General features: G+C 38.9%; 17 protein-coding genes and 1 riboswitch. Of the genes, 3 read left to right on the forward strand and 14 right to left on the reverse strand.

Translation table 11 applies throughout. From position 1 onward, the window contains the following. Positions 1-453: 453 nt before the first annotated feature. The 8 genes from CYK55_RS08725 to CYK55_RS08760 all read right to left on the reverse strand — a co-directional run bounded on the left by CYK55_RS08725 (position 454) and on the right by CYK55_RS08760 (position 6644). Entirely contained in the window at positions 454-1143 is a 690-nt protein-coding gene (locus CYK55_RS08725) for a fructose-6-phosphate aldolase (RefSeq protein ID WP_034687252.1), read from the reverse strand. Positions 1144-1180: 37 nt separating this feature from the next. Continuing rightward, a complete protein-coding gene (locus tag CYK55_RS08730; RefSeq protein ID WP_034687255.1) occupies positions 1181-1537 on the reverse strand; it encodes a PTS glucitol/sorbitol transporter subunit IIA in 357 nt (118 codons plus the stop codon). Positions 1538-1553: 16 nt separating this feature from the next. Beyond that, positions 1554-2561, reverse strand: coding sequence for a PTS glucitol/sorbitol transporter subunit IIB (gene srlE / locus CYK55_RS08735; RefSeq protein ID WP_126134205.1), 1008 nt, complete (start codon positions 2559-2561; stop codon positions 1554-1556). Positions 2562-2576: 15 nt separating this feature from the next. Next, positions 2577-3131 (reverse strand): PTS glucitol/sorbitol transporter subunit IIC, encoded by a 555-nt coding sequence (srlA, locus tag CYK55_RS08740; RefSeq protein WP_019723990.1) that lies wholly within the window; start codon positions 3129-3131, stop codon positions 2577-2579. Next, the gene (locus tag CYK55_RS08745) at positions 3131-3613 is read right to left on the reverse strand and encodes a transcriptional regulator GutM (RefSeq protein WP_034687261.1); all 483 of its coding nucleotides are present in this window, start codon (positions 3611-3613) and stop codon (positions 3131-3133) included. The genes srlA and CYK55_RS08745 overlap by 1 nt, the downstream gene beginning before the upstream one ends. After that, positions 3610-5466 (reverse strand): BglG family transcription antiterminator, encoded by a 1857-nt coding sequence (locus CYK55_RS08750; RefSeq protein ID WP_034687263.1) that lies wholly within the window; start codon positions 5464-5466, stop codon positions 3610-3612. Before CYK55_RS08750 ends, CYK55_RS08745 begins: the two co-directional genes overlap by 4 nt. A gap of 16 nt (positions 5467-5482) precedes the next feature. Continuing rightward, positions 5483-6283, reverse strand: coding sequence for an SDR family oxidoreductase (locus CYK55_RS08755; protein WP_034687265.1), 801 nt, complete (start codon positions 6281-6283; stop codon positions 5483-5485). A 163-nt stretch (positions 6284-6446) separates the two neighbouring features. Continuing rightward, complete coding sequence (locus CYK55_RS08760) at positions 6447-6644, reverse strand: hypothetical protein (protein WP_241234767.1); 198 nt, start codon at positions 6642-6644, stop codon at positions 6447-6449. Between the two features lie 226 nt (positions 6645-6870). Then, positions 6871-6968: riboswitch (TPP riboswitch) on the forward strand. Positions 6969-7044: 76 nt separating this feature from the next. Between CYK55_RS08760 and thiD the strand changes: the two genes are divergently transcribed. The 3 genes from thiD to thiE are packed head-to-tail and all read left to right on the forward strand — an operon-like array spanning position 7045 to position 9297. Next, complete coding sequence (thiD, locus tag CYK55_RS08765) at positions 7045-7857, forward strand: bifunctional hydroxymethylpyrimidine kinase/phosphomethylpyrimidine kinase (protein ID WP_126134206.1); 813 nt, start codon at positions 7045-7047, stop codon at positions 7855-7857. Continuing rightward, positions 7854-8666 (forward strand): hydroxyethylthiazole kinase, encoded by an 813-nt coding sequence (gene thiM, locus CYK55_RS08770; protein WP_034687274.1) that lies wholly within the window; start codon positions 7854-7856, stop codon positions 8664-8666. The genes thiD and thiM overlap by 4 nt, the downstream gene beginning before the upstream one ends. After that, the gene (gene thiE, locus CYK55_RS08775) at positions 8656-9297 is read left to right on the forward strand and encodes a thiamine phosphate synthase (protein WP_126134207.1); all 642 of its coding nucleotides are present in this window, start codon (positions 8656-8658) and stop codon (positions 9295-9297) included. The genes thiM and thiE overlap by 11 nt, the downstream gene beginning before the upstream one ends. Positions 9298-9448: 151 nt before the next feature. Here thiE and rplS read toward each other — a convergent pair whose 3' ends face one another. The 6 genes from rplS to rpsP form a co-directional block, all read right to left on the reverse strand. Beyond that, positions 9449-9796, reverse strand: coding sequence for a 50S ribosomal protein L19 (gene rplS / locus CYK55_RS08780; protein ID WP_002286913.1), 348 nt, complete (start codon positions 9794-9796; stop codon positions 9449-9451). A gap of 145 nt (positions 9797-9941) precedes the next feature. Further along, positions 9942-10679: a tRNA (guanosine(37)-N1)-methyltransferase TrmD gene (trmD, locus tag CYK55_RS08785; RefSeq protein WP_200868947.1), complete on the reverse strand. Its 738-nt coding sequence runs from the start codon at positions 10677-10679 to the stop codon at positions 9942-9944. Next, on the reverse strand, positions 10669-11193 hold the full coding sequence (gene rimM / locus CYK55_RS08790) for a ribosome maturation factor RimM (RefSeq protein WP_010735009.1): 525 nt from the start codon (positions 11191-11193) through the stop codon (positions 10669-10671). Before rimM ends, trmD begins: the two co-directional genes overlap by 11 nt. A 125-nt stretch (positions 11194-11318) precedes the next feature. Then, the gene (locus CYK55_RS08795; RefSeq protein ID WP_126134208.1) at positions 11319-12134 is read right to left on the reverse strand and encodes a hypothetical protein; all 816 of its coding nucleotides are present in this window, start codon (positions 12132-12134) and stop codon (positions 11319-11321) included. A 104-nt stretch (positions 12135-12238) separates the two neighbouring features. Then, on the reverse strand, positions 12239-12487 hold the full coding sequence (locus tag CYK55_RS08800) for a KH domain-containing protein (protein WP_010735007.1): 249 nt from the start codon (positions 12485-12487) through the stop codon (positions 12239-12241). 11 nt (positions 12488-12498) lie between these two features. Beyond that, on the reverse strand, positions 12499-12774 hold the full coding sequence (gene rpsP / locus CYK55_RS08805) for a 30S ribosomal protein S16 (protein WP_010735006.1): 276 nt from the start codon (positions 12772-12774) through the stop codon (positions 12499-12501).

The following is a 12774-nucleotide window of genomic DNA, read 5'->3' on the forward strand; positions in this document are numbered from 1 at the left end:
TAATAAAAGCCTACTTTAAAATATACATACGATTATTTTTAATCTACTATTTATATAAATTATATCACTTAGAAAGACTAGTTGTCAGTTATAAAGGTCTATTTACTAATAGTCAACTAAAACAGTTATTCCCACTCCTATTTAACAAAATCGGTACAGAAAATAATGTAATCATTCTTGCTTCAACGGATGAAATAAACCGTTCATTTTTTACGTAAACATCCAGTCATAAAGTAGATATGCTCATTTGTGGAATTGCATAAAAAAATCATTTTTTACGATATCAACTATATGTATATAAACATATGAAGTTCCCATTCCATTGTTGGTTTAATTACACGGTGACTATTTGATTATGGATGGATATTATAAATATGACGTTATTTAAAAAGAGTCATAGAACGGATAGACCAACCATTCTATTGACTCTTTATTCTTTTTATTTGGAAGAACTTATTGCTCTGACTCTCCTAATGCTTTCACATCTTCGACCTCGAATGTCTCTTCCCAATCTTTCTTAAAATCTGTCACTGCCTTATGAATGGAAGGCATATCGAAAACTTGTGCAAAAATATCTGGTGACGCAGTAATACTGTGCGCCCCTTGACGACAAGTATGATTGACTTGTGCAACATTTTTAAAACTAGCAGCTAAGATCTTGCTCTGAGATTGCGTTCGTTCGATTTCCATTGATAATGCTTTGATAATAGCAACAGCATCGATATTCAGATTTTCCATACGGTTATAATAAGGTGCCACATAATCGGCACCTGCAGCAATTGCTAAGTATCCTTGCATCTCAGAGTAGATAGCGGTAGCAGTGACATGTACTCCTTTGGCTTTCAATTGTTTAATGGCAGCCAGTCCTGGTTCGTTCACTGGTACTTTAATGAAGATATCCTTACCAAGGTGATCCATGATTACTTGGGCATCAGTTAAGATTTCCTTCGTTGTTTCTCCAACTACTTGTACATGTAAACTTGCTTTTCCAATGAGCTGCTTGATTTCTTTCAAGTGAGCAAACAAATCGATCTTTCCTTCTTTTTTGATGATTGAAGGATTCGACGTTACTCCAGATAGCGGGAGGAACGATTGATAATAACTAATTTTCTCAATATTTATCGTATCTAACATGAATTCCATTTCATTCGTCCTTTCAACAGATCTGTTGCTCTGTATTTTACTTAATACTGATTTTAGTCTTGATACCAATCTCAACGATTTCTTTTCCTTCGACATATAAAGTACCTGGAAGTTCAGGTATCACCGCTCCATCAAATTTAATTGTGATATGTCCAAGATCTTTTAGATTATCATTGACCAAATTTCCGACAGACGTGATGCGATAGCTTGTCTCATCGACGAACAACTGTTGTCCTACTTTGATCTCTCCGTGGATTGGCTGAAGTTCAATATTGTAACAATAGGCTGATAGCATATCTGGAGCATCTTTTCCAAATAGTATCACGATCTTCTCTTCTTTAAAGAGCGTAGCTTCTGCGCCAATCGAAGTGACTTTTGTTGAATAAACTAACATTTTTTTCCTCCTAGATTCAACTATACATTCCAAAGCTTGCTATCCATGCGACTAACACCCTAGGTACACCGTTTAAAAAGCGTGAATATAAAACGGAAGGCACGCCAACCTCTACTGTTTCAGCCTCTGCTTCTTCTAAGCCTAGTCCGACAGGGATGAAATCACAAGCATTTTGAGTATTGATTGCAAATAACGCAGGTAAAGCGAGTTGTGGTGAAATATTGCCTTTTCCGATCTCTACCCCGATCAGTGTCCCAATGACTTGACTGATTACTGCCCCAGGTCCTAATAATGGTGAAAGAAACGGCAAGGAACAGATAAAACCGATGATCATCAACCCCCAAATATTTCCTGCTAAAGGTGCCATGATATTGGCAAAGAAATTACCGATACCAGATCCTTGTATGATCCCGATCAACAAAGAAACAAATGCCATGAATGGAATGACCGTATTGATCATCGTCTGTACACCTTCGCGTGCGGACTGATTAAAAGTGGCCACTACTTTTCCTGCACCCATGCCGATTTTGGCAATAAAATTCTGCTGTTCAGCTTTTTGTTCAGTAATTTTTTTGCTTGTATCGTATTTATATTCACGTACTGGTGCACGCTTATTTTCTATGTTGACAGATTGACCGATTGTGCTTTCTTCAGTCGTCAGTGTGATTTGATTGACCCCTACTGCCGATACATAAATGTCTTCTGTAATGTATTGTGCTAATGGTCCGCTTTTTCCCGTTGGTACGACATTGATCGTAGGTATTCCTTTTTTTGGATAGATCCCACAACGCAACGTCCCCCCGCAATCAACGATCGCTAAAACGATTTCATTGTCTGGGATAGAAGTTTTAAAGCCATTGACTGCTTCCATGCCTGTCAATTCAGCAATTTTATCGACGATTGCTGGTTTTTCTCCCCCGCCAGTAATATAAATGAATTTGTGTTTTTCTTCTGTTGGTGTGATCACTAATGGTCCTCCGAACCCACCAGTTCCTCTTACAATTCGAATACTGTGATAGCTCATTTTCCCACTTCCTCCTTATTCTGTCGCTGTTTCTACAGTTTTACTTAGAGTAACCCCTTGTTGTTTACAAACATATGCGGTGGTAAAATCTGTCACCCAACCACCAATAAAATTCATAAGAATACCGACAAACATATAACGCACAGCTAATTCCATTGAATTTAATCCTAAGGTTGTGATTCCTTGGGCGATTCCTAACCAAACAAATAATTCACCCGGATTGATGTGTGGAAAGACGCCATTGCTCGTATGACAAAATTGTGCTTGAGAAGCATAATAGCTTGGCTTGTAATATTCAGGCAAAAAGCGAGCCATTGTAAAAGACATCGGATTTCCCAACATAAAGGCAGATAAAAAAGGTAAGATCAAATATCTTGTGACGGGATTCTTCGTTGATAGTTTGGCAACTTTAGTTACTCGTTCTTCACCTAAGAAAGCAATCAGTGTATTCATGGCTACCATTAGGATCAACACTACAGGGACGATACCAGTCATCCAAGATATAAAAGTTTCCGCACCCGTTTCAAATAAACCGATGAAGCCCTCCGCAAATTTTGTGATATATTCCATTATTCAACACTCCTTTTTCTTGATAGGTATTGTTTTTTCCATAAACTGAATTGAATGCCAAGCATCGTAAGTGGGGAAGGTGGCAATTCTTCTTGATAATTGCCTAATTCTACTCGCAAATAGATTTCTCTGGCATTTGCCATTGCTTGTTGCACCAATTTATTTTCTGTTCGCACCAATGGATGATAGCTGTCGATGTAGTGGATATCTGTTCCGATATATTGTGGCAATAGACGAAATTTTGCTAGAACAGTCACGCCCTGCATCTTTCGCGCATCAATAATGATCCCTTTATGATCAATAGCAAACATGACGATCGTTCCTGCTTTGATTTTTCCGGATCGACGACCGATAGCCACCTTCCCTTTTCTGCGCATTTCTAGATAGATTTGATTAAAGTGCTTAATTTGTTTCATTCCAAATAACACTTGCAGTCCGTAAGCAACAAGTGCAAATGCGCCGAATATATATATGAAATTCATGTTATGACCCCCTTTCGTATCATCCAATTTCGTAACTCAACTAAATCATCCAAACGACATAGTTCACTTCTAAATCCAGGATCGCCAATAACAGCAAAAAGCTGATCATATAGTTTTAGCAATTCTTTTTCCATCGTTAGATCTTGTGGAATGGCTAACAACAAGACGACTTGCACTTGTCCATTGATCGTGGAGATCCCTTTCCTAAAGATACCCACTGATAAAATAATTTCAGCAGATTTTTTATTGATGGCATGAGGAAAAGCAATGCCATATTCAAAAATCGTACTCCTTAACTTTTCTCTAATAAACAATTGTTCCTTAAATTCTTGATCGACTAAACCTTTGCTCTCAAGAGATTCAAGCATATGATCAAGATTTTGTTTGTAGGGTTTCTTTTCATTTAAAATCTCAAAATCTAATTTTAAATGATGAACATTTGCGGCTCTCAACTTTTCTGCTTTACGCCACTCTTCTTGCAACCAAGTTTCGTTGAATAGATTGATCAAGCGAATGATTGGCGTATGTTTCTTTACATTTTTCAGAGGAATAGTTGTAAAAACAGCAAAATATCGGTCTAAGTCTTCCTGCTGATACTCCTCCTCAGAAAAATGGACCATGCTGATTTGAGGACCCAAAATCCGTTCCAATTGACGGCGAATAATCAAAGCTGTTCCTTTTCCGGTATTACAGACGATCGCAATTTCTTTGTGTTCGTTGTTACTGGTTTGTTTCCTCAATGCAAGTTCAAAATAAAAAGCGATATAGCTGATTTCAACAGTTGGAGCCACTCGTTGTAATTGCTCCCCAATCTGCTGAAGACCAATTTTTGCCAGTTCATAGGCTAGAGGATATTGGGATTCGATTTCACCATTGAACAGATCTTGAAGCTCTATTCGAAAAATCAATCGATTGATCATGTAAATGAAGTGTTCTTTTATTTCATGAACTAAGAAGGTTTCATCAAATTCTACTAGTAAATTTTTATGGATTTTCTCTATCATTTGTTGAAATAACTGTTCGATTTTTTGCTCATCAATAGTAGACTTATCCATGCCAGCAATAGCACTTATATTAAGAGGAAAACTGAGAAAAGCTTGTTCTGTTTGGCTTAGTGTGATGCTATATTCATATTCCAAATGATGGATCAATTCGACAAAAGCAGGATGACTCGTCATAAGGTCCATATATTCATTTGGCAACTCTACCAGTATATTTCCTTTAAGGAGTCGTTTCATTGTAATAGAAATCGTTTTTTTCAAAAGAAGCCCCTGATTTTTAGGTAAATTAAATTTTTGAACTAAGTGTTCTACAAAATCTTGTGTGCGTTCTCGTAATGGACGTTCAGCAAAATATTCTTGTACATAATGAAGGTGTAACAGTCGTAGATCCAGTTCTTCTCCACGCATACGCAGTCCACGATTCGGCGTTCCAATCACTTCGACATTAAAAGAGGAAATCAGTTTTTTCATCACTCGTAGATCTTTGACAACAGTACTTCGGCTGACCCCTAATGCTTCTGACAGATCATCGATCAGCAAAAAACCTTTTTGCTCGATCAGCTTCTTGACGATAAAGAAAACTCTTTTACTGCAAGAATTAAAATCACTCTTCCGCTTCAAACTGCCGTTCATTATCAAATCAAATTTTTCAAAATTTTCAATTTCGATATGAAAATCATTCTTATGTTGAACGATTTCTGCAATTCCAATCAATTCTTCGTTTAAAGATTCAATGCTGGTTTTAACCGTTTGCGTACTTGTATTCAGCTGTTGTTTCAAACTGCCGATCCTCATTTCTTTGTGGGTAACCAGTAATTGTAAAATTTGATACCATCTGTTCACCACCGTCATTTACTTCCCCCACTTTTTATCCTCTAGTTTTTCCTCCGGCCACATTTGTGGTTACTCCAGTGATATAACTCGAACGATCAGATAGATAGTAACTAACTAAGTCAGCGACTTCTTGTAATTTCCCGCTTCGACCTAATGGAATCGTGCTCGTTTTGGCATAACCTGCTCTAAGCTCTCCAATCGTGATGCCACGAGTATAGGCCAAGGCTTCTTCATAAGAAAATGTGCGTAATCCGGTTTCCTCCATGATTCCTGGGGCAATCCCTATTACCCGAACATTTGATTTTCCTAACTCTTTTGCCCAAGATCGAGTAAAGCTGTTGACAGCGGCTTTCGTTGCCGCATAAGCACTTTGCCCCTCTGAACCTTCAAGTCCTGATTCAGAAGACATATTGATGATTACTCCTTCTCCTTTAGCAACTAAGATTCTACTTACTGCTTGAGTCATCAAATACAATCCTTTTTGATTAATTGCGATGATTTTGTCAAATACTTCCTCGGATAATTCATATCTCCCATGCGCTTGCTTTTTATCCACTAATAAGCGTGGAATGTTGATGCCTGCATTGTTGACCAAACCATCTATCGTACCAAAGTGATCCTTTACTTTTGTCACTCCAGCTTCTACTTCTTGTCGTAATGTTATATTGGTTTTTACATATAATAATCGTTGATGTTTAAGTGTCGAATCTTTAATATCAAAATTTGCTACATTGACATGTTGCTCCAATAGACTTTCGACGATACATTTCCCGATACCAGAAGATCCTCCGGTTACAATAATCGTTTTCCCCTCAATGTTCAGCCAATTTGTCATAAGCTATCACCCCTTTTTTTGTTTACGCTTTCAGTATAGCTACGTAGAAGAAAATAATTAAGTCAGACTTTTTTTGAATTCCCAAAAAAAATCTGACTTAATGTCTTTTTATGAGTGATGCTAATTGCTTTAACTTTTTCTATCCCCTCTTTTGTTAAAGCTTTTATAGGCTTGCCTTTTCTCGCTCCTTCGATTCCATATAGCATATGCAGACAGGCGCCACTGTCCATCTTTTGACGAATTTCAAAAAATATCTGTTCCGTTTCCTTTTCTTTAAATTGTCTTCCGTTGTCATAACAATCTTTCGTAAATTTTCTTCTAATACTTTTCCTACATTCGGTAGATTACTTAACTCTGTCATGAGATTCCCTCCAAAAGTTTGGCTTTGATCTATTGCATAGTACACTTAGAATATTCTATCGTTTTTCTTTAGTATACAATCTTGAGAAACGCACTAGCAATTCATATAAGAACGCTACTTCGAGAGAAAGTAAACTGTTGCTTTTAGCTACTCAGTGTAGGCTTGCTCCTGTAAAACTTGAATCTTCTGCTTTTTTCAGATATCATTGGTTCGTAACTAAATATGATTTTGTTTGCAGGGGGACGTTATCGCGTTGAGAAGGTAAAACCTGACCCTTTGAACCTGTTGGTTGATACCAGCGTAGGGAGCAAATGTCCTTTTTGTTGATGCGAAATCGAAACAATCAAGGCATTCTTCTATACGGGAAGAATGTCTTTTTTCTATTTTAAGGAGGAATCTGATGAAAAAAGTACTAACTATTGCCGGTTCAGACTGTAGCGGGGGTGCCGGTATCCAAGCCGATTTAAAAACATTTGCCTCTCATGGTGTTTATGGAATGTCTGTGATCACCTCAGTAGTTGCTGAAAATACCGCTCGTGTGATCTCATACCAAAACATCGCACCAACAATTATCAATGAACAGATGACAGCTGTTTTCGAGGACATCTATCCTGATGCAGTTAAAATCGGTATGTTGTCGTGTGCAGATACGATGTTAGCTGTCGCAAGCAGTCTACAGGAATGGCAACCTAAAAATATTGTACTAGATCCTGTGATGTATGCAAAAAATGGCGATGCCTTAATGGAGCCACAAGCAATCGACACATTGATCAAAAACGTCTTACCATTAGCTACTTTAATCACCCCAAATATTCCAGAAGCAGAAAAAATTGCAGATCGATCGATTACTTCCCTGGAAGAAATGGAACGAGCAGCAAAAGCCATTTATGAAACATGTCACGCTGCAGTTTTGATCAAAGGAGGCCATCGCTCAGGTGAAGCCACTGATATATTGTATGATGGGAAAACTATTTACTCCTATACGTCTGAACGAATCGCCACAAAAAACACCCATGGCACTGGTTGTACCTTCTCTTCAGCGATTGCCTCACAACTCGCTTTGGGCGTACCATTAGACCAAGCAATTTCCAAGGCAAAAAAATATATTACTACTGCAATCGCACATTCACTAGAATTGGGCGAAGGTCATGGCCCAACCAATCATTTCTATTCACTCTATCGCAATGGTCTTAAGGAGGAAGAAAGTCAATGAATACATTTTTAAAAACAGCTGTAGAAACAGTCCGTATGAAAAATCCTTTGGTCCACCATATCACGAACTATGTAACGGTCAGTGATTGTGCGAATGTTACACTTGCGATCGGTGGTTCACCCATCATGGCTGATGATGCGTTAGAGGTAGCGGAAATCACAGCAATGTCACAGGCATTGGTACTAAACATGGGGACTTTAAATGAACGTACCGTAGCTTCGATGCTATTAGCTGGGCAAACAGCCAAAGAAAAAAGCAGTCCGATTATTTTTGATCCAGTCGGTGCAGGGGCTTCACAGTTTCGTAATCAGACAGCGAAAACGATCATGGAAAACCTAAAATGTGCAGTGATTCGTGGCAATATTTCAGAAATCCGCTTTTTAGCAGGAATCGCAAGCACGACGAAAGGTGTCGATGCCTCGGCAAATGATGCAAGCTCCATTGAAGAAGCCCAACGGATTGCTGATCAATTAGCAATCGCTCACAATTGTATTGTAGTGATCACCGGTGCGACAGATGTGATTTCTAATGGGCGGCGTAAAATATTAGTGCACAATGGTTGTCCTGAAATGAGTCGGATCACTGGCACTGGCTGTATGCTCACTTCATTGATTGCTAGCTTTTGTGGAGGTTCTCCTGAACATCTTTTTCACGCCACAACCACAGCCGTTCTTACCATGGGAATTGCTGGTGAGCTTGCGTTGGAACAAACAGCTGGTACGGGAAGTTTTCGGATCGCATTGATTGATGAAATCAGCCGCATTAATAGGGAAACATTACTACTGCGAGGAAACTATCTTGAAAAATGACATCGACTATTCCTTATACCTAGTGACCGATCAGTCACTGCTGAAAAAAAAGTCCCTCCAAGAAGCAGTGCAACAAGCCCTTGAAGGAGGTATTACCATCTTACAGTTGAGAGAAAAAAAAACCAACTCACGAGATTTCTATGAGGAAGCGATCGCATTAAAACGATTAGCTAAACCATATAATGTTCCATTGATCATCAACGATCGAGTAGACATTGCGTTAGCTTGTGATGCAGACGGTGTTCATATCGGCCAAACAGATCTTCCTGTGGCTGTGGTGAGAAAAATGATTGGACCTGAAAAAATCATCGGTGCTTCCGTTCAAACACTGGAACAAGCAATTTCCGCTGAACAATTGGGGGCAGATTATTTAGGTGTAGGGACGATGTTGCCAACCTCTACTAAAACAGATGCCGTCATCGTATCAAAAAAAGAACTCAAGAAGATCCTTCAACACGTTTCGATTCCTGTTGTTTTGATCGGTGGGCTCAATGAACAAACGATTGCAGAATTCAAAACCTTCCCTGTCCAAGGCTTTGCTATGGTTTCAGCAATCTTAGCAAAAGAAGAAATCAAAAAAGCAACTAAAGAACTTGCTGTACAAATCAATACGTTTATCAAAAAACAGTAAAATCATAACCACCATTAAAAAGGGGGATTTACATTTCGATTGATCCTCGATGATATTCATTTAATTTAAATTCACGAACCCTACTTGTCGTAAAGCAAAAAAAAGAACCCTTGAAAATTCAAGGGTTCTTTCTCTGTCTGATAATAAGAAATTAACGACGGATTTCTTTGATACGAGCTGCTTTTCCGTGTAATGCACGTAGGTAGTACAATTTCGCACGACGTACTTTACCGTAACGTACAACTTCGATTTTTGCAACACGTGGTGTGTGCAATGGGAATGTACGCTCAACGCCTACACCGTTAGAAACTTTACGTACTGTATAAGTTTCGCTGATTCCAGCACCACGGCGTTTGATTACAACACCTTCAAATAACTGGATACGTTCACGAGTACCTTCGACAACTTTCGCATGAACACGTACAGTGTCACCAGGGCGGAAAGCTGGAATGTCAGAACGTAGTTGTTCTTTTGTTAATTCTTCGATTAATGGATTCATTGTTTTCTTCTCCTTATTCCAAACATTCTTATGAGTAATTTCTCACAGCGGAATATCGTAATAGTTAAGTGTTTTTACACTCACCATAGAATACTATCATATTCTATGGTGAGTGTAAAGAAATTTTTTATTTATTTGTTGCAACTCAAGCTTCTTCTTTTTGGATCTCCACTAGCATTTTTTCCATTTGTGGTGTCATGTCTAATTTTTCTAACATGTCTGGCCGTCGAAGATATGTCCGGCGTAAGGATTCTTTTAGTTGCCATTCTTCAATCAATTTATGGTTACCATTGGTCAATACTTCTGGTACTTTCATGTCTTTGAATTCTGCTGGTCTTGTATATTGTGGGTGTTCCAGTAAACCAGTAGAATGCGAGTCTGTTTGGGCAGATGTCTGGTTACCTAAAACATCTGGCAATAGTCGAACCGTCGCATCAATCATGACCATGGCACCTAACTCCCCACCAGTCAGTACATAATCTCCCAATGAGACTTCATCTGTTACGAGCGAGCGGATGCGCTCATCATAGCCTTCGTAGTGTCCACAAATAAAGATCAGATGTTCTTCTTCCGAAAATTCTTCTGCCATTTTTTGATTGAATGGTTTACCAGCCGGATCAAGTAAAATCACCCGTTTTTTGGTCTCTGGATGTTTTTCTTCGATAGCTTTGATATTGTCATAGATGGGTTGGACTTTCAATAACATCCCTGCCCCACCACCATATGGATAATCATCGACCGTTTGGTGTTTGTTATCCGAATACTCACGGAAATTAGAAACATTGATTTCTAGTAATTCTTTTGCTACTGCTTTACCGATGATTGATTCCCCCATCGGGCCTTCAAACATTCGTGGAAACAGAGTCAATACATCAATCTTCATCATCGATCAATCCTTCTAATAATGTCACACGAACCAACCCATTTTCAAGATCGACTTCTTGAACGACGGAATCGATATATGGGATCAATGCATCTTTTTTCTTTGGTCGTTGGATGACCCAAACGTCATTTGCGCCTGGAGATAAAATCTCTTTGATCTTTCCTAGTTCTTTTTCGTTTTCATCAATGACCTTCAAGCCAATGATTTCATGGTAGTAATATTCATTTTCTGTCAATTCAACTAAGTTTTCTTTTGATACACGTAAGATACCATCACGGTATTTTTCAACATCATTGATGGAAGGATGATTCTCAAAGCTGAGTAAATCAAAGTTTTTGTGTTTGCGGTGACTCTTTACAGTCAATTCTACAGGAGCTTTTCCTTCTTGGAAGAGTGTCAAAACTTCACCTTTTTTGTAACGTTCTTCAGGGAAATCTGTGGTTGAGATGACACGGACTTCGCCTTTGATTCCTTGGGTATTGACAATCTTGCCAACGTTTAGATATTCAGTCAACTTTTGTCCTCATTTCTTTCATGATTCTTGTCACTCTGCTTGGTCACGATTTACTTTTGGACTCAGAGTGTTCTATCGTTTCCTGTCTATTTTAGCATGCGGTTCTTGGCAATTCTAGTCTTCTTTTATTGTTGTTCCATGGAAACAGCCATTTTTAATGCATTCATCGAATCTTGATTCGTGATCGTATAGACAGTGGTTGGTTTTTGCCAAATGATTCGAGTATTTTGATTCGTGCCATCGGCCATATTGATTTCGATCGTTCCGACTTTTTCCGGTGCAGGTAATCGGGCAGACTCCAAGTAAGTCACGATCTGTTTGGCCAAAGGTACAGGATCTTGTCCATCAATATTGCTGGCACGTATTCGTAACCGCCAATTTCCTTCTTGCCATTCAAGAATCGAAGAACCAGCAGCACCTTGTTGATAACCGACAATGTTATAACCGAGATCGACTTGTCTTCCTCCAGTATCGACCGTAAATGGCTGAATCGTGTTCAGTGTTTCTTGGGAAGATGCAAAGTCATCTTGATAAAGGTAAGAAGCGATTGGTTCTGATTGGTTCAATGAAGCGTCGTTTAGTGGTAGCGCTTGTTCTGATTGATAGTATAAGACAGAAAAGCCTTGTTTTGTCATCGTTGCTGCGATGTTCAAGTTAGATGACCCAACTGGGATCTCTTTGGGCATCGGTGTGTCTGGATACTCTTTTTGCAATTGCTCAAAGGCAGTTTGCGTCGAATTTTCTTGCGTACTCGTACTTGTTTCAGCTGATGAGGCTGTCTCATTGCTACTTACGGAAGATGACCCTATCTCTTCCGTTGAAGTACTGGTTTCTGTCGTACGAACTGTTTCATTTGTCGTTTCTTGACTCGTTTCACTTGGTGATTGACAGGCACCGAGTAAAGCAACTGCGAATAAGCTGATCAAACCTATTTTTTTCATTCGAAACACTCCTCTCTTAGTATTAAGGATACGCTTTGTACCTGTTTTTGCCAAATATGATCTCTAAAGAACACAAAAAAACTGTTTCGCGAAAACGAAACAGTTTATTCTTTATTGTCGATGATATTCAAACGCACTTTTTTCGGTGCATTGATTCGTACTCCGTAAACGATCGTGCGGATTGCTTTCGCAACGCGTCCTTGTTTACCGATGATACGACCGATATCTTCGGGAGCCACAGTTAGATTGTATTCGTAAAAATCTTCCGACTCAACGACTTCTAGCTGGACTTGATCAGGATAAGTAACTAACGGACGAACGATTGTTAAGACTAAGTCGCTTAAATCTTTCATATCCGGTCACCTTATTTCTTTGAGAATTTAGCTTCATGATGTTTTTTCATAACGCCTTCTTTTGAAAGGATGTTACGTACTGTATCTGAAGGTTGTGCACCTTTTGATAACCAGTCAAGTACTAAATCTTCTTTTAAAACTACTTCTGCAGGGTCTTTCAAAGGGTTGTAAGTACCTACAGTTTCGATGAAACGTCCATCACGAGGAGAACGTGAATCAGCTACGACGATACGGTAAAAAGGACTCTTTTTAGAACCCATACGTTTTAAACGGATTTTAACTGCCAT

It is taken from the genome of Enterococcus mundtii, assembly GCF_003957375.1.
GTDB classification, from domain to species: domain Bacteria; phylum Bacillota; class Bacilli; order Lactobacillales; family Enterococcaceae; genus Enterococcus_B; species Enterococcus_B spodopteracolus.